The organism is Mesorhizobium sp. M0174 (genome assembly GCF_040322275.1).
Classification (GTDB): Bacteria; Pseudomonadota; Alphaproteobacteria; order Rhizobiales; family Rhizobiaceae; genus Mesorhizobium.
Map to the genome: position 1 here is coordinate 227,108 of NZ_JAMYTB010000005.1, position 20,278 is coordinate 247,385.

At 64.3% G+C, this 20,278-nt stretch carries 16 protein-coding genes, 1 pseudogene and 1 riboswitch; of the genes and pseudogenes, 9 read left to right on the forward strand and 8 right to left on the reverse strand.

What is annotated here, in order from left to right; translation table 11 throughout:
• Window positions 1-650 precede the first annotated feature (650 nt).
• From NKJ13_RS13290 to NKJ13_RS13305, 4 genes are all read left to right on the forward strand, one after another.
• Window positions 651-4,058, forward strand: coding sequence for a helicase-related protein (locus NKJ13_RS13290; protein WP_352737774.1), 3,408 nt, complete (start codon window positions 651-653; stop codon window positions 4,056-4,058).
• A gap of 12 nt (window positions 4,059-4,070) precedes the next feature.
• Window positions 4,071-4,457, forward strand: a complete 387-nt coding sequence (locus NKJ13_RS13295) for an RNA-binding S4 domain-containing protein (RefSeq protein ID WP_023680553.1) — start codon at window positions 4,071-4,073, stop codon at window positions 4,455-4,457.
• A 148-nt stretch (window positions 4,458-4,605) separates the two neighbouring features.
• Window positions 4,606-4,944: a ferredoxin FdxA gene (fdxA, locus tag NKJ13_RS13300; protein WP_292664799.1), complete on the forward strand. Its 339-nt coding sequence runs from the start codon at window positions 4,606-4,608 to the stop codon at window positions 4,942-4,944.
• A gap of 368 nt (window positions 4,945-5,312) precedes the next feature.
• Complete coding sequence (locus NKJ13_RS13305; protein ID WP_006327799.1) at window positions 5,313-5,894, forward strand: CarD family transcriptional regulator; 582 nt, start codon at window positions 5,313-5,315, stop codon at window positions 5,892-5,894.
• Window positions 5,895-5,972: 78 nt separating this feature from the next.
• Here NKJ13_RS13305 and NKJ13_RS13310 read toward each other — a convergent pair whose 3' ends face one another.
• From NKJ13_RS13310 to NKJ13_RS13320, 3 genes and pseudogenes are all read right to left on the reverse strand, one after another.
• On the reverse strand, window positions 5,973-6,743 hold the full coding sequence (locus tag NKJ13_RS13310; protein ID WP_352777837.1) for an amino acid ABC transporter ATP-binding protein: 771 nt from the start codon (window positions 6,741-6,743) through the stop codon (window positions 5,973-5,975).
• Window positions 6,740-7,419 (reverse strand): annotated as a pseudogene (locus NKJ13_RS13315) (ABC transporter permease subunit). The gene NKJ13_RS13310 and the pseudogene NKJ13_RS13315 overlap by 4 nt, the downstream one beginning before the upstream one ends.
• 122 nt (window positions 7,420-7,541) lie before the next feature.
• A complete protein-coding gene (locus tag NKJ13_RS13320; RefSeq protein WP_352454874.1) occupies window positions 7,542-8,315 on the reverse strand; it encodes an amino acid ABC transporter substrate-binding protein in 774 nt (257 codons plus the stop codon).
• Between the two features lie 324 nt (window positions 8,316-8,639).
• Between NKJ13_RS13320 and NKJ13_RS13325 the strand changes: the two genes are divergently transcribed.
• Entirely contained in the window at window positions 8,640-9,497 is an 858-nt protein-coding gene (locus tag NKJ13_RS13325) for an RNA polymerase factor sigma-32 (RefSeq protein ID WP_254816490.1), read from the forward strand.
• A 13-nt stretch (window positions 9,498-9,510) separates the two neighbouring features.
• Here the strand turns inward: NKJ13_RS13325 and NKJ13_RS13330 are convergent, their stop codons facing one another.
• From NKJ13_RS13330 to thiB, 4 genes are all read right to left on the reverse strand, one after another.
• Entirely contained in the window at window positions 9,511-10,980 is a 1,470-nt protein-coding gene (locus tag NKJ13_RS13330; RefSeq protein ID WP_352737777.1) for a M48 family metalloprotease, read from the reverse strand.
• 255 nt (window positions 10,981-11,235) lie between these two features.
• Window positions 11,236-12,027 carry a thiamine ABC transporter ATP-binding protein gene (thiQ, locus tag NKJ13_RS13335; protein ID WP_352737778.1) on the reverse strand — a complete coding sequence of 264 codons (792 nt, stop codon included), beginning with the start codon at window positions 12,025-12,027 and terminating at the stop codon, window positions 11,236-11,238.
• Window positions 12,024-13,643 (reverse strand): thiamine/thiamine pyrophosphate ABC transporter permease, encoded by a 1,620-nt coding sequence (gene thiP / locus NKJ13_RS13340; protein ID WP_352737779.1) that lies wholly within the window; start codon window positions 13,641-13,643, stop codon window positions 12,024-12,026. The genes thiQ and thiP overlap by 4 nt, the downstream gene beginning before the upstream one ends.
• Before the next feature lie 488 nt (window positions 13,644-14,131).
• Entirely contained in the window at window positions 14,132-15,145 is a 1,014-nt protein-coding gene (thiB, locus tag NKJ13_RS13345; protein ID WP_352683378.1) for a thiamine ABC transporter substrate binding subunit, read from the reverse strand.
• 43 nt (window positions 15,146-15,188) lie between these two features.
• A riboswitch (TPP riboswitch) is annotated at window positions 15,189-15,303 on the reverse strand.
• Between the two features lie 140 nt (window positions 15,304-15,443).
• Here thiB and NKJ13_RS13350 point away from each other — a divergent pair.
• From NKJ13_RS13350 to NKJ13_RS13365, 4 genes are all read left to right on the forward strand, one after another.
• Window positions 15,444-16,088 (forward strand): thiamine diphosphokinase, encoded by a 645-nt coding sequence (locus tag NKJ13_RS13350; RefSeq protein ID WP_352737780.1) that lies wholly within the window; start codon window positions 15,444-15,446, stop codon window positions 16,086-16,088.
• 15 nt (window positions 16,089-16,103) lie between these two features.
• Window positions 16,104-17,924, forward strand: a complete 1,821-nt coding sequence (locus tag NKJ13_RS13355; RefSeq protein WP_352737781.1) for an ABC-F family ATP-binding cassette domain-containing protein — start codon at window positions 16,104-16,106, stop codon at window positions 17,922-17,924.
• A gap of 76 nt (window positions 17,925-18,000) precedes the next feature.
• Window positions 18,001-18,243 (forward strand): type II toxin-antitoxin system CcdA family antitoxin, encoded by a 243-nt coding sequence (locus tag NKJ13_RS13360; protein WP_097573514.1) that lies wholly within the window; start codon window positions 18,001-18,003, stop codon window positions 18,241-18,243.
• A complete protein-coding gene (locus tag NKJ13_RS13365; protein ID WP_352737782.1) occupies window positions 18,243-18,542 on the forward strand; it encodes a CcdB family protein in 300 nt (99 codons plus the stop codon). Before NKJ13_RS13360 ends, NKJ13_RS13365 begins: the two co-directional genes overlap by 1 nt.
• Before the next feature lie 21 nt (window positions 18,543-18,563).
• Here the strand turns inward: NKJ13_RS13365 and NKJ13_RS13370 are convergent, their stop codons facing one another.
• Window positions 18,564-20,246: a hypothetical protein gene (locus NKJ13_RS13370; protein ID WP_352751218.1), complete on the reverse strand. Its 1,683-nt coding sequence runs from the start codon at window positions 20,244-20,246 to the stop codon at window positions 18,564-18,566.
• Window positions 20,247-20,278 lie beyond the last annotated feature (32 nt).

The following is a 20,278-nucleotide window of genomic DNA, read 5'->3' on the forward strand; positions in this document are numbered from 1 at the left end:
CGACCGATGGCCATGACGCCGGTGTGTGCCGAACCAGCACGCAAAGGTTAATGGCCGCTGCGCAGCCTGTGCACAATCCGTCCCGCAGCCTGTGGATTCTCGGTGGAGAAGCTGTTCACAACACAACATGTTGCGGTGAACAAACCAAGAAACTTCAGCTATCGCTGATTCGTCGCCGATTCGTTCCGGCTTTGAGCGGAGGGTTAACGGCGAGAGCTGAAAACACCTGCGAAATGATTAAAGCGCGTTAGGAAACATCAATAGTTTCATAATGTTGTGCGAAGCAGATTGGCCAGCCACGACCATTCACCGGCAAAGGTTAACGGACGTGCTCGCTTGGATGATGCTTGCATGAATCGGGCCAGTTTCCGTGATTCAGCATGTGGTGAGATACGCCGGCAGAAAACCCAGATGTAGCCGTGAACAAAACCTGAATCAGCGCGAGTCAGTGATTCGTCGCTGATTCGTTCCAGACTCGTTCCAACTGTTAATCGGGAACAGATTTTCTGGCTTTGAACCAACCAATCGGCCTGCCCTCGGCATATTCCGCTTTCGCTTCGCGCCCGAAATCCCTATGTGTCGCCTGTCATACGCGGCCAATATGGGCGCGCTCCCGACAATGCGAGGCAGAGAGCCTTATTTCCAGGCCGATGAACATCCATCCGAAACACACTGAACCGCTGATCCTGTCGGGTCGAGACGTGACGGCCGTGCTCGGCCCGACCAACACCGGCAAGACCCATCTCGCTATCGAGCGCATGGTGGCGCATGAAAGCGGCGTCATCGGCCTGCCGCTCAGGCTGCTTGCCCGCGAGGTCTATACGCGCGTCTGCGAGAAGGTCGGCGCCCATAAGGTTGCGCTCATCACCGGCGAGGAAAAGATCCAGCCGGCTGGCGCGAAATACTCGGTCTGCACCGTGGAAGCGATGCCGCGCGAGACCGACGCCGCCTTCGTTGCCATCGACGAGGTCCAGCTCGCCGGCGATCTCGAACGCGGACACATCTTTACCGATCGCATCCTGCATCTGCGCGGCCGGCAGGAGACGCTGCTGCTGGGCGCGGCCACCATGCACGGCATCCTGCAGCGCCTGCTGCGGGGCGTGTCGGTGGTGACCCGGCCACGCCTGTCGCACCTTGCCTATGCCGGCTCGAAGAAGCTGACCCGCCTGCCGCGGCGCACGGCGATCGTCGCCTTTTCGGCCGACGAGGTCTATGCCATCGCCGAGCTGATCCGCCGCCAGCAGGGCGGTGCCGCCGTCGTGCTCGGCGCACTCAGCCCGCGCACCCGCAACGCCCAGGTGGCGCTGTTCCAGTCGGGCGACGTCGACTACCTCGTCGCCACCGACGCCATCGGCATGGGCCTCAACCTCGACCTCGACCACGTCGCCTTCGCCCAGAACCGTAAATTCGACGGCTACCAGTACCGCAACCTGACGGCGGCCGAGCTCGGCCAGATTGCCGGCCGCGCCGGCCGGCATCTGCGCGACGGCACCTTCGGCGTCACCGGCCAGGTCGATCCGCTGGATGATGAACTGGTCAACAAAATCGAGGCGCATGATTTCGACCCGGTGAAAGTACTGCAGTGGCGCACCGCGCATTTCGATTTCGCCAACCTCGATGCGCTGAAGCGCTCGATTGAGACCAACGCCCCGGTCGAAGGCCTGACGCGGGCGCTGCCGGCAGTAGACGCGCAGGCGCTCGAGCATCTGTCGCGCGACGAGGACGTGCGGGCACTCACCACCGATGCCAGGCGCGTGGCGCTGCTGTGGGAAGCCTGCGCGCTGCCCGACTACAGGAAGATCGCGCCGGCCCAGCACGCCGACTTGATCGCCTCCATCTACATGGACCTTGCCAGGCACGGCCATGTCGACGAGAACTACATGGCCGAGCAGGTGCGCCGTGCCGACACCACCGAAGGCGACATCGACACGCTGTCGCACAGGATTGCCCAGATCCGCACATGGACCTTCGTTTCCAACCGGCCCGGCTGGCTGGCCGATCGGGCACACTGGCAGGAAAAGACGCGCGAAATCGAAGACAGATTGTCGGATGCGCTGCATGAGCGGTTGACGAAACGTTTTGTAGACCGCAGGACTTCCGTCCTCATGCGGCGCCTTAGAGAAAACACGATGCCTGAAGCCGAAATCAGCCCAACCGGAACCGTCCTCGTCGAAGGCCATCACGTCGGCGAGTTGCAAGGTTTCCGCTTCACCGCCGACCAGAGCGCCGGCGGCGAGGATGCCAAGGCGGTGCGGGCGGCGGCGCAGAAGGCGCTTGCCGCCGAGTTCGAGGCGCGGGCCGAGCGCTTCGGCGCCTCGGCCAATGGCGACATCGCGCTGGGTTCGGATGGCACGCTTCGCTGGATCGGCGCGCCGATCGGCACGCTGGTCGCCGGCGAAGACGCTTTGAAGCCGCGTCTGGTTCTGCTGGCCGACGAGCAACTCACCGGCCCGGCCCGCGACAAGGTTGCGGCGCGCGCCGAGCGCTTCGTCAATTTCCAGATCGAATCCCTGCTGAAGCCGCTGGTCGACCTCAAGAATGCCGAGCAGATCACCGGCATCGGCCGCGGCATTGCTTTCCAGCTCGTCGAGCATTTCGGCCTCATCAACCGTCGCGATATCGCCGACGAGATGAAATCCCTCGACCAGGAAGGCCGCGCGGCGCTTCGCCGTCTCGGCGTGCGCTTCGGCGCCTACCATGTCTTCGTGCCGGCGCTGATCAAACCGGCGCCGGCCGGGCTGATAACGCTGCTGTGGGCGCTGAGAAACGACGGCAAGGACAAGCCCGGTTTCGGCGATGTCGTTCACGCACTGGCCTCCGGCCGCACCTCGGTGGTCATCGATCCGACCTTCGACAAGACCTTCTACAAGCTTGCCGGCTACCGCAATCTTGGCCGGCGTGCTGTACGCGTCGATATTCTCGAACGGCTGGCCGACCTGATCCGGCCGGCGACCAACTGGAAGCCGGGCCTCGGGCCTCGCCCCGACGGCGCCTATGACGGCCAGTCCTTCATGGTGACGCCGCCGATGATGTCGATTCTCGGCGCCACCGCCGACGACATGGAAGAAATCCTGAAGGGACTCGGCTACCGCGCCGATGCCAAACCGGCGGCCGAGGTCAAGGCGCGGCTCGAAGCACAGGACAATGCCGCGCCTGAAGCTGCCGCTGCAAAGCAGGCGGCGGAAGAGACTGCGCGCGTCGAGCAGGCGAGGATGGCGGAAGCATCTGCCGCGGCAGAGCCGCCGGCGGAGGCTTCGGAACCTGTGTCGGATGCGGCTCCTGTTGCGGAGGCGGCGGCCGAAGCTGTGACCGAAGCGACGGCAGCGCCTGTCGCGGAAGCTCCAGCCCCTGAAGCTGCGGCAGAAGTCACGCAAGAGACCCGGCCCGCCGCGGAGGCGACTGCTGAAGCGCCTGCGGAACCAGCGGCCGAGCCAAGGGCGGAACCTGGGGCGGAACCTGAGGCTGCGGCACCGGCAGAACCGCCGGTTTCCGACACTACGGAAGCATCGCCGGCCGAACCTGCAGCGACGGCAGGAGCCATCGCCGGCGAAGCTGCTCCAGAAGCCGAGGAGCTAAAACCCATCCTGTTATGGCGGCAGGGTCGTTTCGACCAGCGCCCGCGTCATCGCCAGCATGACAACCGCCCCCGGGACAATCATCGGGACCATCGCGCGCGCAATGGTCAAGCTGCGCCGGACAGCCGCAGCGATGCGCCGACAGATGCCGGCGGGCAACCGACGCCGGGCGACCGGCCCGCCCGTCAGGGGCGCCACGACCAGCGCGACGGCGCCGGCAAGCCGCGCTTCGATCGCAGCAAGTTCCAGCCCAGGCCGCAAGGCGAGGCGGCAGAGCAGCGCGCCGGCAAGCCGCAAGGTGAACGCCCGGACCGGCGCGAAAACCGGCCCGACTGGAAGGCTGGCCGGCAGGACGGCAAAGGCGGCGCCCAAGGCGCAAAACCCGCCTTCCAGCCAAAGCCGCGTGAGGAACGCCCCGTCCGCTTCGACCCGGACTCGCCCTTCGCCAAGCTCGCCGCGTTGCGCGACCAGCTGAAGAAGTAAGCTGCTCGTCCAATGGTCACTGATGCCCGCCAGCGCATCGACAAGTGGTTGTTCTTCTCGCGCGCGGTAAAATCGCGCACGCTGGCAGCCAAGCTGGTCGTCGCCGGACGCGTCCGCATCAATCGCGACAAAGCAGCGCAGGCCTCCGACACGGTCCGGCCGGGCGACGTTTTGACCATCACGCTGGAGCGGCGGATCTTCGTCTGGAAAGTCCTTGGCACCGGCGTACGGCGTGGCCCGGCCGAAGAGGCCCGCCTGCTCTACGAGGACATGTCGCCGCCCCCCGCGCCCAAGGGCGAGGCGCTTCCGGATGCGGTGCCGCCGTTGCGCGAGGCCGGCAGCGGTCGCCCGACGAAGAAGGAACGCCGCCAGACCGACCACCTGCTCGGCGACGATTGAGCAAGGTCGAACGCCCGCTTTGCCGGCCTTCCGGAATTCCATTCCGGAAACCGCGGCACCGCTGACAGGGGCCGCCCTTGCCACCAGCGGACAAAGGCGTTACCTCACCAAAAAAGCCCAACAAAATGGGACGTCCCGGAGCCGACCAATGACCTATGTCGTGACCGACAATTGCATAAAATGCAAATACATGGACTGCATCGAGGTCTGTCCGGTCGACTGCTTCTACGAAGGTGAGAACATGCTCGTCATCCACCCGGACGAGTGCATCGATTGCGGCGTCTGCGAACCGGAATGCCCGGCCGACGCAATCAAGCCCGACACCGAGTCGGGTCTCGACAAATGGCTGCAGATCAACACCGAATATGCCGAGAAATGGCCCAACATCACCGCCAAGAAGGAGCCGCCGGCCGACGCTAAAAATTTCGATGGCGAAACTGGCAAGTTCGAGAAATATTTCTCCCCGGAGCCCGGCGAAGGCGACTGACGAGCCTGCCGGCTGCGGTGGCCTGACGCCGCGTAACAGACGTGATACATTAACTGCCTTGACAGGCGGCGACGGCGCGCGGCCTTCGCGCGTGCAGCAAAACCTTGATTCTTCCGACTTTTTGTGCTATATGAGCCAAACATGCCGGTGACACAACGTCGATTTATGGCGCAAACGCCCCAAATCACTGAAAGGTGAATTTCTCAATCCGGACCAGAGCGATCTGGGGCAGGCGGTCGCAATGTTGCGATTTGCCGGTCCTGGCCTTTCCGGTGAGTTCATCGTTGTGTGGCTAAGGACCGGTCACCCCGGTCGTACGAGTTCGGGCCGGCACGATGCCGGTACCACAACAAGGAGTTCAGGGCGTAATGGCAACGATCACCCCGCAGAAGAAGTCCACCGCAGCGCGCCACGGTTTCAAGACCGGCGAATACATCGTTTATCCGGCGCATGGTGTCGGCCAGATCGTCTCGATTGATGAGCAGGAAGTCGCGGGCCACAAGCTGGAGCTGTTCGTCATCGACTTCCAGAAGGACAAGATGCGCCTCAAGGTGCCGGTCGCCAAGGCGACCTCGATCGGCATGCGCAAGCTGTCGGAAGAGGATTATGTCGAGCGCGCGCTGAAGGTCGTGCAGGGCCGCGCCCGCGTCAAGCGCACCATGTGGTCACGCCGTGCCCAGGAATATGATGCCAAGATCAACTCCGGCGATCTGATCTCGATCTCGGAAGTGGTGCGCGACCTTTACCGCGCCGATAACCAGCCGGAGCAGTCCTATTCCGAGCGCCAGCTCTACGAGGCGGCCCTCGACCGCATGGCCCGCGAGATCGCGGCCGTCAACCGCATGTCGGAGACCGAAGCGGTCCGCCTCATCGAGGTGAACCTCAACAAGGGCCCGAAGCGCGGCGCTAAGGCCGACAACGAGGAAGCCGAGCAGGAAGAAGCCGCCTGAGCTTTTCTCGTCTTCGAATTCAGAAAAACCCGGCCTCGCGCCGGGTTTTTTGTTTTGGCTGACCGGCGACGGGCATATCTAACCTTCGCCGCCCTCCCTTTCCGCCTCGTGCTTCAGTGTGGCGATGAACCGCTTGGTCCGCTGGCGTTCCGGGTTGCTGAACAGCACCGCGGCCGGGCCTTGTTCGACGATGTTGCCGGCATCGAGGAACACCACTTCCCGCGCGATCTTGGAGGCGAGCCGCAGATCATGCGTCGCCATCACCATGGTCGTGCCCTCGCTGGCGAGCTTGCCGAGCACGTCGACCACCTCCTGCGCCAGTTCCGGATCGAGTGCAGAGGTCGGCTCGTCGCAGAGCAGGACTTTCGGCGAAGGCGCCAGAGCCCGGGCAATCGCCACGCGCTGCTGCTGGCCACCTGACAGCGTCGCCGGCCAGGCATCGGCCTTGTGCGCCATGCCGACCTTTTCGAGCAGGGCCAGCGCCCGTTCGCGCGCCCTCTCCTTGGGCCATTTCAGCACCGTCACCAGCCCCTCCATGATGTTCCCGATCGCGGTGCGATGCGGAAACAGCTGGAAATTCTGGAACACCATGCCGGTCTGCAGCCGCAGCCGCTGGATATCCCTGGTCGAGACCCTGCCGCCGGGGCGGAATTTAAGTGCATCGTCGCCGATCCGTACCGTGCCTGAAGTCGGGAGCTCGAGCAGGTTGATGCAGCGCAAAAGCGTGCTCTTCCCTCCGCCCGACGGTCCGACAAGCGCCGTAACGCTGCCTTCCTCGATGGTGACGGTCACGCCCTTCAGCACAAGATTGTCGCCGAAACGCTTTTCGATGTTGGTGAGGCCGATCATGCGCGCGCCTCCAGGAAGCCGCCATAACGGTTTAGCCGCGTTTCCAGCCGCGCCTGCAAGGCCGACAGCACGGAGCTCATGATCAGATAGAGGGCCGCTGCCTCGACATAGAGGATCAGCGGCTCATAGGTGGTGGCGACGATGCGCTGCGCTGCCTGGAACATCTCCGGCACCGTGATGGCGGCGGCGAGCGAAGTGTCCTTGACCAGCGAGATGAAGGTGTTGGACAGCGGCGGCACGGCGACGCGCCCCGCCTGTGGAAGAATGGTGCGCCGCATTGCCTGGGCCCAGGTCATGCCGATCGAATAGGCCGCTTCCCACTGGCCCTTGGGCACCGAACCGATGACGGCGCGGATTATTTCCGACGAATAAGCACCGATGTTCAAGGTGAAGCCGATCAGTGCTGCCGGAAAGGCGTCGAGCAGGATGCCGACCGATGGCAGGCCGTAGAAGATAAGGAACAGTTGCACGAGAAGCGGCGTGCCGCGGAATATCCAGACGTAGAAGCGGACCACGGCGACCAGCGGTTTGGGACCGAACAGCCGGACAAGCGCCACAACCAGGCCTAGTACAAGACGAATGCAAACGACAGCAGCGTCAGCGGCACGGTGAAGATCAGTGCAGCCCATAGCAGCGTAGGCAGGGATTCCAGCATCAATTGCAGCCAGTGCGGCACGAAGGCTCCTCCTTGCCAGATTGCCGTCGCTCATATCACGCGAAAGCGGCGGGCCGTCAAAAGACAGCTCGCCGCGATATGAACGACGTGGGCCGGCGTTCGGCCCACACGAGAAAGCCGTTTTACTTCGAAACGTCCTGGCCGAAATAGGTGTCGGCGATTTTCTTGTAGGTGCCGTCGGCCTTGATGTCGGCCAGCGCCTTATTGATGGCGGCCACCAGTTCCGGATCGCCCTTGCGCACGATGACGCCGGAATAGTCGGCGTTTTCTTCCTGGGCGGCAATCTTCACATTGGCGTCGGGCTTGTGCTTCTTGAAGTCGAGGAAGGACAGGCTGTCGTTGATGGTGGCGTCGGCGCGGCCCGTAAGAAGCAGCTGGATCGACTGGTCGAAGCCGTCGGTGCCAACGAGTTCGGCTCCGTTGGTTTCAGCCAGCTTGCCGAAGTTCGAAGTCAGTGATTGCGCCGCCTTCTTGCCCTTGAGATCGGCGAAGCTCTTGATATCGGTGTTGTCGCCGCGCACGATCAGCACCGCCTTGGAGGCGATGTAGGGATCCGAAAAGTCATATTTGGCCTTGCGCGCCTCGGTGATGCCGACCTCGTTGATGACGGCATCGTAGCGGTTGGCATCGAGACCGGCGATCAGCCCGTCCCATTTGCCTTCGAGGAACTGGGCTTTGACGCCGAGGCGCTCGGCGATGGCCCGCGCGATCTCGACGTCGAAGCCGACCAGCGCGCCGGAAGCATCATGATAGGTGAAGGGCGCATAGGTTCCTTCTGTGCCGACCTTGAAGACGCCGGACTGCTTGATCTGGTCGAGATTGGCGCCGGCGTGACCGGCGGCGATGGCCAGAACCTGCAGCGTTCCGGCGATGATGAGCGATTTGAGCCATTTCATTTTTCTGTGATCCGTCCTTGGCCGGTATCCGGCGTCATTGCGAGTGCCGGAAAATGACAGATGCGCGATGCCAGAATAAGAAACTGAATTTCAAAAATCCCGCGCCCTTGAAATCCAATTCTCAACCAGCATCTCCCGGCGCCATCCGGCTGAGTCAAGGCCGGCGGCGAATCGCCTGGAACAGCGCAATCGACATGACAGTCCGGGGGAACATTCCCCCGCATGGCACGTTCTTCGCTGTTGTAGGGCGCGGCGCCGCCATTTCAACCATCGGCGCCAACTCACGATTCGATCGCACCGCAACGCCTGAAGCAGGAGCGCGGCATGATGGAAGACAGTGCAGGACGGACCATGGTTCGCGCGGCGATGAAAGCCCCTTATCTGGAACGTGACGAAGAGCATCTCCTGGCGCTGCGCTGGAAGGAAAACAATGACCAGCACGCGCTGCACCGCATCACCGTCGCGCATATGCGGCTGGTCATTTCCATGGCGTCGCGGTTTCGCCACTACGGCCTTCCGCTGGGCGACCTGATCCAGGAAGGCCATGTCGGGCTGCTGGAGGCCGCGGCCCGTTTCGAACCCGAGCGCGAGGTGCGGTTCTCGACCTACGCGACTTGGTGGATTCGCGCCTCGATGCAGGACTATATCCTGCGCAACTGGTCGATCGTGCGCGGCGGCACCAGCTCGGCGCAAAAGGCGCTGTTCTTCAACCTGCGGCGTCTGCGCGCCCGCCTGGCAAACGGCGCCGAGCAGACGTCGAATGCCACGCTCTACCGCGAAGTGTCGGCGGCTCTCGGGGTATCGGAAGCCGATGTGGCGATGATGGATTCCCGCCTTTCGGCGCCGGACAGCTCGCTCAACACGCCGCTAGCCGACGATGCGGGCGCAACCGAGCGGATGGAGTTCCTGGTTTCGGATGACCCGCTGCCCGATGAGGTCGTCGGCGATACGATCGACGTCGAACGCCGCTCGGTGTGGCTGAAGACGGCACTCGGCGCTCTCAATGCGCGCGAGCTCAGGATTATCGAGGAACGCCGGCTGAGCGACGAGGGCGCGACGCTCGAAGCGCTCGGCGAGACGCTCGGCATCTCCAAGGAACGTGTCCGGCAGATCGAGGCGCGCGCCATGGAAAAGCTCAAGGCGGCGCTGGTAAAGCAGAATCCGGAATTTCTCGCAGCCTGAATCGCGTCGGCTGCTATTTGTCGGTGACGATCTTGACCTTGTCGCCGGCCGAAACCGCGGCGCCCGGCGACAGCGCGTTGAGCACCCTGAACAAATCCAGCTTGCGGTCGACGCCGACCATCTGTGCGGCCAGGGAGCCCATCGTCTGGCCGGGCTGCACCGTGACGATGCGGATACGCAGTGGCTTCAGTGCTGCCTTCTCGGCAGCACTCAGGATGCGGAACGAGCCGCTGACCGAGCGCGCCACCGTGCTCAGCGAGGTGCTGGCCGACGGTGCAGCAGTCAGCAAGCGGTAGACCTGGCCGCCGGCGCGGATCACCGCAATGTCGAATTGCCAGCCATCGGCGCCGGCATGCGCGGTTGCCGCTTCGTTGCCGTTGATCGTCTCCTGGCGCACGCTGCTGTCGTCGAGGCCGGCAACCCAGCCGCTGCGGATGTAGTCGGTCAGCGAGCGGTCCTTGTCGATCGAAACGCCATCGAAGCGGATTGCCATGTCGCCCGGGCCTGTGGCGGTCACCGCCGCCGCCGAATTGTCGATGATGAAGCCGTTGGGCACCGAGAACGACACGCCGAGGCCAGGATGCAGGAAGGTTTCGCCGCGCACATAGCCTTCCTCGGGCGTGTCGCCGTAAAGCAGCCCGTCTACGCCGGCAAGGAATGAATCGCGGTCGCGCGACCCGACGCCGGGCGCGCCGAACTGGCGGGCGTGGCGCTGCGCGAGATCGATACGCTGCGGCGTGTTGGGGTGCGTCGCCAGGAAGTCGAGGCTGGCGTCGGTGGCGCCGCTGATCGAGCGGAAATCGGTATAGGCCGACATCGACTGCAGGAAGCGGCCGGCGGCGTAGGGGTCGAAACCGGCTTCACCGATCGACTTGATGCCGATGGCGTCCGCTTCCAGCTCCTGATTGCGCGAGAACTGGGCCAGCCTCAGCTTGCCGCGGATCAGCGCCGCCTTGGCCGTCGGGTTGTCGCCGAGCACATCCGAAACAACCTTGGTCGCCAACCCCTCCTCGGCTTCCAGCTGCTGGCGCTGCAGGCCGTGGTTGGCTGTAACGTGGCCCATCTCATGCGCAATGACGGCGGCCAGCTCGGCGGAATCGTTGGCCAGCGCCAGCAGCCCGCGGGTGATGTAGAGATAACCGCCCGGCAGCGCGAAGGCATTGACGTTGGGCGAGTTGAGGATGGTGATGCGGTAGGTCTGGGTCGGGTTGGCCGACACCACGGTCAGTCTGCCGACGACCTTGGCCACCATGCGCTCGAGCTTGGGGTCGGAATACTCGCCGCCATAGGTGGCGAGGATGCGCGGGTGTTGCGCCTTCGCCAGTTGGGCGAGCTTGCTGTTGGCGGCGACATTGTCGACCGTGATCGGCTTGTCGGAGGGCTGGAAGCCCGATTCCTGCACGTCGGGAGGCGTGAACATCTGGCAGCTTGCCAGCGCCACGGCAAGACCGGCCAGCGCCAGAAAGCGCGCCAGCGGTTTCACCCTCCGATTGTCGATGCCGGTCGGCAGATCGGCTTCCTTTCAAGTCCTGGCACGTGACCGCGAAAATCGGGCGCGATTTCCGAAAAGCATCACGCGCAAAGTCAAGTGCTATGGCGTCCTTCGTGCGTCCGACAGATACGAGGCAGCAAGGGCAAATCACGGTCTAGGCCGGACCAGCTCCTGGCGGACCTAGCCACACTACCTCGACCATGGCAAGCAAGCGCCGCTTCGCCTTCCGCCGGTTTGACCATAAATTTATGTCCGCTTCCGGGCAACATCTCGTGATCCAGCCGCAAACGGACCCGAGCCGATATAGCGTCGGAATGCCTCCGGTCCAGCCCCGACGAAAAAATCGGCGGCGGTGCCGGTCGCGGCAACCGTGCCACCATCCAGGAAAACCATGTTTTGGCCGATACGGCGCGCATCGTCCGGCTGGTGCGTGACGAATAGCACCGTCATGCGCTGCTCCGAATGAACGTCGGCCACCAGATCGAGCATGTCGTCGCGCAGTGCCGGTCCGAGCGAAGCGAACGGCTCGTCGAGCAACAGCACCGGCCGGTCGCGCACCAGGACCCGGGCGAGCGCGACACGCTGCCGCTCGCCGCCGGAGAGTTCGCGCGGCAGCCGGCTTTCCTTGCCGGCAAGACCGACGCGCTTCAGCGCTGCGGCGATTGCGGCGCGGTCAGCCTCGCTCAGCCTGAGCGAAGGCGAGCGGCCGAGCCCGACATTCTGCTCGATCGACAGATGGGCAAACAGGTTGTTTTCCTGGAACACCATCGATACCGGCCGCGCTGATGGCGGCGCAGTGCTGACGTCGGCGCCGCCGATCAGCACGCGGCCCGACCGCGGCGTCTCGAAACCGGCCACCAGATTGAGCAGCGTCGACTTTCCCGAACCGCTCGGCCCCATGATGGCGGTGATTTCCGACGCCCGGAAATCGACATCGAACATAAGCGGCGTTTCACCATAGCTGAACGAGACATTATCGAGCCGCACGGCCGCGCCTTTTTCCACCGAAATGGACCGTTCCGGGCTGATCGGCATCATGATTTCTCCCTCCTTCCCAGCCAGTCCGCGGCCAACACCAGCGCCAGGCAGACAAGGCCGAGCAGCAGCGCCAGGCCGGCGGCATCCTCGGTGCGGTAACTGCCCATGCGCGCCAGCAACAGATAGGGCAAGGTCTGCACGGAATCGCTGCCGAACAGCGCAATGACGCCGAGATCGCCGAGCGACAGCGCCATGGCGAACGCGAAGCCGGTGGCGAGCGGCCGCCGCAGCGACGGCCAGTCGACCAGCCGCAACCGGTTCCAGCCCGAGATGCCAAGCTGTGCGCAGAGCCGTTCGTGGCGTTCGCTCGCCGCGTCATAGGCAGGGCGGATGGCGCGGATGGCGAACGGCATCGCCATCACCGCATTGACCGCAACGACCATGACAGGGGCGATCGCAAAGACATCGCCGACGGTGCGCAGGAGCAAGAACCAGCCGGCACCGATGACGATGGGCGGCACCACCAGGACGAACCCCGCACCGGTGTCGGCCAGGTGTTCGAGCAGCGTCCTCCTGCCGCTCCGCCGGGTGAGCGCCAGCGCCCGGCGCGCCATGACCAGCGACAGCGACAACGCCACAGAGAGCAGCGCCGACAGGAGGGAGAGCACGGCACTGGTCGCCGTCGCTTGCCGCACCGCGCTCTCGCCGGCCAGGCGGCCGAGATCGGCGCCAAGCCCGGCTGCCAGCGTGGCCGCCATCGGCCCGGCGACAAACAACAGTGCGAGCCCGATCGCCAATGCGTTCAGCACGGTCTCGGCCGCACCGGCTGAAAAATACCGGCGCGGCGCCACCGGCAGATTGGCATCCCCGACCATATTGGCGCCGAGCCGCGTCAAGGCCAGCACGACGACGAAGGTCAGGGCAATCTGCAGCAGGGTCAGCGTCACAGCCCGGGCCGGGTCGAAGTCGAAACGCAGCGCCTGGTAGATGGCAACCTCGAGCGTCGTCGCGCGCGGCCCGCCACCGAGCGTAAGCACGATGGTGAAGGAGGTGATGCACAGCATGAAAACGAGCCCGGCAACGCCCGGCAAGGCCGCACGCAGCGGCGGCCATTCGATCAGCCGGAAGGCCGGCGCAGCCCCCATGCCAAGCTGGCTCGCCAGCCGCCATTGGTTAGCCGGCACGGTCTGCAACGCCTCCAGGAACAGCCGCGTCGCCAGCGGCAGGTTGAAGAAGACATGGGCGACGAGTATGCCCGACAAGCCATAGATGCCGGGCCAGCTCTGGCCGCCTAGCGCGCCCAGCGTGCCGGCGAAATAGCCGGCGCGGCCATAGAGCGCCAAGACACCGAGGGCGGCAACAATGGCCGGCAGCGCCAGCGGCACGGCGAAAAGCTGCAAGATAAAGCCTCGCCCGAAAAAACGCGGATGCCGCGACAGGGCACGCGCGACGAACAGGGCCGGTGCAACGGAGAGCAGGGTCGACAGCAGAGCCTGCCAGAGCGTGAAACGGACGACGCGCAAGAGATAGGAATCGAAAGCGGCGGCGGCGCCGGACAGGTCGCGTGTGGCTTCGACGACGAGCCCGGCGAATGCACCGCCGATCAGCAGCGCGATGGCGGCGAGCGCGACGATGCCGGCAGTGACGCGGGGATCGGCCGGATGACGCGTAGGCATGTCGCGCTACCCGACACTACGACAGGCGTAGATCGAAGGAAATACCTGGCAAAGGCCGAGCCCACCCCTCTCTGGCCTGCCGGCCATCTCCCCCTCAAGGGGGGAGATTGCGCACTCAGCCGCCTTCGCCAATCTCACAAGTGGCAGGACGAGGAGAGGCGACAAAGCTGCCGATCTCCCCCTTGAGGGCAGGGCTATCGCATTTGGATTCTTACGAAGTTGGACCCCCACCCTAACCCTCCCCACAAGGGGGAGGGAACGCTGCCGCATGCCCTTACTTCCCCTTTTGGCGCCGAAAGGCAGACAATTTGCCGAGGTCAGTGCCAACGGAAGTCTCCCTCCCCCTTGTGGGGAGGGGTTAGGGGTGGGGGTACGTCGTAGAGCGAAAGCCTCGGCGTTCCATCTGCGATAGCCGTGCCCTTGAGGGGGAGATGGCCGGCAGGCCGGAGGGGGGTGGCTTGGCGCAAACATCCGACGAGGCTTGAGCCCTACCTGCTCATCGCCGCAAGCCACTCATCGACCCAGGCCTTGCGGTTGGCCGCGACGTCTTCCGGGCTGAACAGCAAGGTCTTGGTCGGCTTGACCAGCTTGTCGAACGCCGGGTTGAGCGGCTTGTCGGTTTTGCCGGCCGGGAACATCCAGTTGGTTTCGGGAATGACATCCTGGAATTTCGGTCCGGTCATGAAGGCAATGAACTTTTCCGCCAGCGGGTTCTTCGCGCCCTTGGTGGTGATCCCCGCAACCTCGATCTGCAGATATTCGCCCTCCTCGAAGGACGCCGCCTGGTAGCGCTCGGTGTTTTCGGCGACCATGTGGTAGGCCGGCGAGGTGGTGTAGGACAGCACCATCGGCGCCTCGCCCTTGGTGAACAGGCCGTAGGCCTCGCTCCAGCCCGGCGTTACCGTCAGCACCTTCGCCTTGAGTTTGGCCCAGGCTTCCGGCGCCTTGTCGCCATAGACCGACTTGACCCACAGCAGCAGGCCAAGGCCCGGCGTCGAGGTGCGCGGATCCTGGATGACGATCTTCTCTCCGGCATCGCCCTCGACCAATTCCCTGAGGCTCTTCGGCGGGCTCTTCAGTTTTTCGGTATCGTAGACGACGGCGAAATAGCCATAGTCGAACGGCACGAAAATATCGTCGCTCCAGCCGCCCGGCACATTGACGCCCGAGACGGCGCCGTGCGGCGAAAACAGGCCGGTTGCCTTGGCGTCGGCGGTTAAGTTGGTATCGAGGCCAAGTACGATATCGGCCTTGGTCGCGGCGCCTTCCAGCTTCACACGGTTGAGCAGCGCCACGCCGTCGGCGACCGAGACGAATTCGACGACGCAACTGCATTCGGCCTCGAAGGCCTTCTTCACTGCCGGTCCCGGACCCCAATCGGCGGTGAAGCTTTCATAGGTATAGACCGTCAGTCTATCCTGTGCCGATGCCTGCCCTGGCAGGGCGAGCGCGGATGCCGCAAGCAGGACAATTGAGACAAGAGAGTGGAAAAAACTGCGCATCGGCGCCTCCTTCGTTCGCGTTGAAAGGAATTGAGGCGTCGGGCTGTCCGAAACGTCTAATCCCTCCGCCGGTACAAACCGGATCAGGTTCAGCGGGTTGGCAGTCTTGCCTCTCAGCCGGTCCGCGAAGATCGCGTCCGGCACCCCGTTAGAGCGTTGCGACACATAGGCCCGGCCGAAGTGCTGCGCAAGCGGAAGTTTGCCGGGCATCCAAAGCCCAGCCTTCCGTGTCGTCTGCCGTTTCATCTTCCGTTTCATTCTTCCGTTTCTGGGGCAGGGCTGGTAAGGGCCACGAGATATGAGCAAATTCACCATCCTGCTTGGCGGCGATCTCATCCGCACGCCGCTGCTCGACCGCCAGGTCGAAGGCTCGCGCGTCATCGCTGCCGATGCCGGCATCGGCCATGCCCGTATGCTGGGCCTGTGGCCGGAACTCTGGGTCGGCGATTTCGATTCCGTGCCTGCCGAGTTGCCGGAGGATCTGGCCGCCGTGCCACGGCAGGTGTTTCCCGCCGAAAAGGACAAGACCGACGGTGAACTCGCTATCGCCGCCGCGCTCGAACGCGGTGCGACCAGCCTTGTGCTCGCAGGTGCTTTCGGCGGCAAACGCACCGACCACATCTTCCTGCATCTGGCGCTGAGCGTCCGGCTGGCGGAAGGCGGGACGGACGTGCTTTTGACCAGCGGCGCACAGGAAGGCATTCCCTTGCTGCCCGGAAAGACTGGCTTCGACTATGCCGACGGCACGCTGTTTTCGGTGCTCGGCTTCTCCGATCTCGCCGGCCTGAGCGTCACCGGTGCCAAATGGCCGCTCGACCATGTCGAGGTTGCGTTCGGCTCGTCGCTGACCATTTCCAACGAGGTCAGGGGCCGGTTGGAAATCGCGCTGGCCAGCGGCCGCGCGCTGCTGCTCGCGCATCCCTACCCTCTTCCGGAAAGCTGAGCCCAGAAAGCTGACATGGCGCCGCCGCTTCTCAATCTCGACGGGATAAAGCTGACCTTTGGCGGCACGCCGCTGCTCGACGGTGCCGCCCTGACGGCCTCAGCTGGCGACAAGATCGCCTTGGTCGGCCGCAACGGTTCGGGCAAGTCGACGCTGCTCAAGATCGCCGCCGGGCTGATCGAGCCGCAGGACGGCGAAGTCTTCCGCCAGCCTTCGGCAACCGTGCGCTACTTGCCGCAAATGCCCGACATGGACGGTTTTGCGACCGTCCGCGCCTATGTCGAGGCGGGGCTCGGGCCCGCCGACGATCCCTATCGCGCCACCTATCTGATGGAGCATCTCGGCCTGACCGGCGAAGAACGGCCGAACGACCTCTCCGGCGGCGAGGCGAGGCGTGCGGCACTCGCCCGCGTCATGGCGCCGGAGCCCGACATTCTCCTCCTCGATGAGCCGACAAACCATCTTGACCTGTCGGTCATCGAATGGCTGGAGGAGGAGCTTGCCCGCACCTCCTCGGCACTGGTCGTCATCTCGCATGACCGCCGTTTTCTCGAGCGCGTGTCACGCGCCACAATCTGGCTCGACCGCGGGCAGACCCGCCGTCTCGACAAGGGCTTTGGCTATTTCGAGGAATGGCGCGACACGGTGCTGGAGGAGGAAGAGCGCGAGCAGCATAAGCTCGGTCGCCAGATCGTGCGCGAGGAGCACTGGCTGCGCTATGGCGTGACAGCGCGGCGCAAGCGCAACATGCGCCGGCTCGGTGAGTTGCAGACCATGCGCCAGCGCTTTCGCGGTCATCGCGGCGCCGAGGGTGCGGCGACGATGACAGCCAGCGACGCTGCCGAATCCGGCAAGCTGGTGATCGAAGCCAAGAACATCGAGAAGAGCTTTGGCGATCTGACCGTGGTCAAGGGATTTTCGACCCGCATCCAGCGCGGCGATCGCGTTGGCTTGGTCGGGCCGAACGGCGCTGGCAAGACGACACTGTTGAAGATGCTGATCGGCGAATTGAAGCCGGACGCAGGCACGGTGCGGCTCGGCACCAATCTGGAGATCGCCACGCTCGACCAGAAGCGCGAGGCCGTCGATCCACAGGAGACACTGGCGCAGTATCTCACCGACGGGCGCGGCGAGAACCTCGTCATCAATGGCGAACAGCGCCACGTCGTCTCTTACATGAAAGACTTCCTGTTCAAGCCGGAACAGGCGCGCACGCCGGTGCGCGAGCTTTCGGGCGGCGAGCGGGCACGGCTGATCCTCGCCCGCGTTTTGGCGCGGCCGGCAAACCTGCTTGTGCTCGACGAGCCGACCAACGACCTCGACATGGAGACGCTGGAGTTGCTGCAGGAATTGGTCGCCGGCTTTGCCGGCACGGTGATCCTGGTCAGCCACGATCGCGATTTCCTCGACCGCACCATGACCAGCATCATCGCGCCGGATGGTGACGGCCGCTGGATCGAATATGCCGGCGGCTATTCCGACATGCTGGCGCAGCGCGGCGGCACCAGGCTGGACGACCGCAAGGCGCGGCCGAAGGCAGAGACCGGCGAGGCGACGGCTGCACGTAGGAGCGACGCGGCCGCTCCCAAGGGCCCGGCAAAGAAACTGTCGTTCAAGCAGAAATTCGCGCTGGAAACCTTACCCAGGAAGATCGAGGCGGTGTCGGCCTCGATCTCGCGGCTGGAGAACAATATCGCCGATCCGGCCTATTACGAGCGCGACCCGGCCTCGTTCCAGAAGACGATTGCCGCGCTCGACAAGGAGCGCGTCACACTGGCAGCGCTCGAGGAGGAATGGCTGGAACTTGAGATGCTGCGCGAGGAAATGGAGGGGTAATTCGCGAGTTCAAGCACCTTGTCGTTGCGACTGGACGGGAGTGCGCATATATTATGCGCATGCTGCGGAGGTGATCATGCGCAAGATAGCTGTGAATGCGGTTCGTCAGCCGGCAAATCTGTCGATCGACTCAAAGCTCATGAAGGAAGCCAAGGGGCTCGATGTGAATGTCTCGCGCGCCGCTGAAGCCGGCATCGCAGAGGCAGTGGCCGCCGAAAAGACGCGGCTGTGGAAGCTTGAGAACCGCGCGACGATAGATGCGTGGAACGAATATATCGAAAAACACGGTATTCCGCTGGCAGAACATCGGCAATTCTGATGGCGCGCTACGACGTCTTCGCGGGTAGCATCGAAGGCGGCTATCTCCTCGACGTCCAGGCCGATCTGCTCGACCATTTCAAGACCCGGGTGGTCGTCCCGCTGCTGCCGGTTGCGATGGCGCCATCACCAATGCGAAGGCTCCATCCCGTTTTCGAGATCAATGGTCGGAAATTGGTCATGACCACCCATTTGATCGCCACGGTTGCGGCGACGGAACTGGGCGAGAGCCGACTGAATCTGACCAGGCATCACGAAGACATCGTGAGCGCGCTCGACATGCTGTTCCAGGGCTTCTGAGCCAAGGAGGCGTTGTCGGCCTCACCCCGCCGTCTTTGTCTGCCAGGCCTTCAGCGCCTCGTCGAACACCTTCTCGCCGGGAATTCCCTTTTCCATGGTGAGCAGCGCCCGCCGCCCGGTCTTGTAGACGACCGGCACGTCAATCCAGTCCTGACCTCTGAGCAAGGTCAGATTGGCGTCTTCATCCGCCTTGGTGTCGTTGAGCGCAACCAGGAAGAAGCCATCGGCGATCTTGGCCGGGATGCCGATCAGCGGGCTGCCGGCATCCTGCTCGGAGCCCTTCATGGCGACACGCAAGATGTTGTCGACACCGCCGCCCTCGAAGCCATTAGGCGTCAGGAAGATCATCTCGATGATGTGGCTGGCCGGCAGAGTCTGGTCGGTGTTGCGACGGATCGTCATGCGCAACTGGATATCCTTGCCTGGAATGGTCGCCTCGGCACGGATCGCCGGCTCGGGCGGCAGGTCGCCGCCGGGCGATTCCTGCACCAGCGACCAGACGATGTTGCCGGGCTCGGCCGAGCCTTGAGCGGTGCTGGTGCGCTCCTCGTAGAAGATCGCCTTCTGGCCGACGGCCAACGCGGCTTGCGGCGGAACTGCCGTCGGTGCCGCTGCCGTCGCGGGCGGTGGGGCGGCCGTTGCAGGGGCTGGCGGAGCAGCTGCAGCATCGGGCGGCGTTGCGGGCGTTGGCGCAGCCGACCCATTGACTGCTGGAGCATTGGCCGTGGCTTGCGTGTCGGCGGGTGCCGCCGGTGCCGGCGCGGCGGGTGCCGGGGTGGTCGGCGCTTGAGCGGCCGATGGCGGCGTGGTCAGTGCGGCGACGGATTCGCCTTCGCCGATGCCCGCCTGCCCGGCCGCGGGGCCGGGATCGACTTCGTGGCCCTCGGGCGTAAGGCGCTGCGTAAACTTCGCGCCCTCGCCGGCCTCCGTCGGAGGCGCGGCGGCCGGTACGGCCGCATCGGCCACCGGCTTGGCCGGGGCTGGTTTTACCAGCGGTTCGGTGGCGACGGCTTTGGTCTCGTCGAGGCCGAGCATGCTGCCGAACGCATCCTTGTTCAGCCAGATGCCATAACCGCCACCGGCAATGACCAGCAGGGCAATGGCGGCGGCGATCACGCCGCCATAGCTGCGCCTGCGCTCGGCAGGATGGAGTCGCTGGAACCTGTCCTCCGCGGGGCCGCCGTCGTTGGAAAAGTCGTCGCCCCGAAAAACGCTGTCTTGGTCATCGGCCGTCGGAAGATCCATATCGGACGGCGGCGGACCAGCGCGCTCTTGAGGAAGAGCGACGGGCTGCGGCTTTTGCCAGTTCGGCACCGCCTTGGCGGGCGTGGACTGCCATGCCGGCCCAGTCTGGGCCGGCCCGGTCTTTGCTGGCCTGGTCGTTGCTGGCTCGGTCTTTGCCGGCTGCCGGACATGGCTGGGCTGGTTCTTGTTGCGGTCGATGGAGGAGAAGATGTCCTCCAGTTCCGCCAGCGGATCGGATGCCGGTGCCGGTTTAGCATATTCTCGCTCAACGCTTGCGATGGCGTCTTCGAGTGCGCGCTTCTGCCTGGCGACATCCGACGGCGCAAACGGCGGATCGCGTTCGGCAATTTTCTTCGCGATCATCGAACGCGCCATGTCATAAACCTTGGCGCGCACTTCCGCCGACGGCCTATCAAGCTTGTCTAGGGTCTTTTTCAGGGCACCAACAAAATCTACCATGCTTCAGTCGACCTGCATTTGTTTCTGGGCCG

What these genes read in the sequence shown, in the direction of transcription:
- NKJ13_RS13290 (WP_352737774.1), top strand. Translation starts at nt 651, where the DNA reads ATGAACATCCATCCGAAACACACTGAACCGCTGATCCTGTCGGGTCGA.
- NKJ13_RS13295 (WP_023680553.1), top strand. Translation starts at nt 4,071, where the DNA reads ATGGTCACTGATGCCCGCCAGCGCATCGACAAGTGGTTGTTCTTCTCG.
- fdxA (WP_292664799.1), top strand. Translation starts at nt 4,606, where the DNA reads ATGACCTATGTCGTGACCGACAATTGCATAAAATGCAAATACATGGAC.
- NKJ13_RS13305 (WP_006327799.1), top strand. Translation starts at nt 5,313, where the DNA reads ATGGCAACGATCACCCCGCAGAAGAAGTCCACCGCAGCGCGCCACGGT.
- NKJ13_RS13310 (WP_352777837.1), bottom strand. Translation starts at nt 6,743, where the DNA reads ATGATCGGCCTCACCAACATCGAAAAGCGTTTCGGCGACAATCTTGTG.
- NKJ13_RS13320 (WP_352454874.1), bottom strand. Translation starts at nt 8,315, where the DNA reads ATGAAATGGCTCAAATCGCTCATCATCGCCGGAACGCTGCAGGTTCTG.
- NKJ13_RS13325 (WP_254816490.1), top strand. Translation starts at nt 8,640, where the DNA reads ATGATGGAAGACAGTGCAGGACGGACCATGGTTCGCGCGGCGATGAAA.
- thiQ (WP_352737778.1), bottom strand. Translation starts at nt 12,027, where the DNA reads ATGATGCCGATCAGCCCGGAACGGTCCATTTCGGTGGAAAAAGGCGCG.
- thiP (WP_352737779.1), bottom strand. Translation starts at nt 13,643, where the DNA reads ATGCCTACGCGTCATCCGGCCGATCCCCGCGTCACTGCCGGCATCGTC.
- thiB (WP_352683378.1), bottom strand. Translation starts at nt 15,145, where the DNA reads ATGCGCAGTTTTTTCCACTCTCTTGTCTCAATTGTCCTGCTTGCGGCA.
- NKJ13_RS13350 (WP_352737780.1), top strand. Translation starts at nt 15,444, where the DNA reads ATGAGCAAATTCACCATCCTGCTTGGCGGCGATCTCATCCGCACGCCG.
- NKJ13_RS13355 (WP_352737781.1), top strand. Translation starts at nt 16,104, where the DNA reads ATGGCGCCGCCGCTTCTCAATCTCGACGGGATAAAGCTGACCTTTGGC.
- NKJ13_RS13360 (WP_097573514.1), top strand. Translation starts at nt 18,001, where the DNA reads ATGCGCAAGATAGCTGTGAATGCGGTTCGTCAGCCGGCAAATCTGTCG.
- NKJ13_RS13365 (WP_352737782.1), top strand. Translation starts at nt 18,243, where the DNA reads ATGGCGCGCTACGACGTCTTCGCGGGTAGCATCGAAGGCGGCTATCTC.
- NKJ13_RS13370 (WP_352751218.1), bottom strand. Translation starts at nt 20,246, where the DNA reads ATGGTAGATTTTGTTGGTGCCCTGAAAAAGACCCTAGACAAGCTTGAT.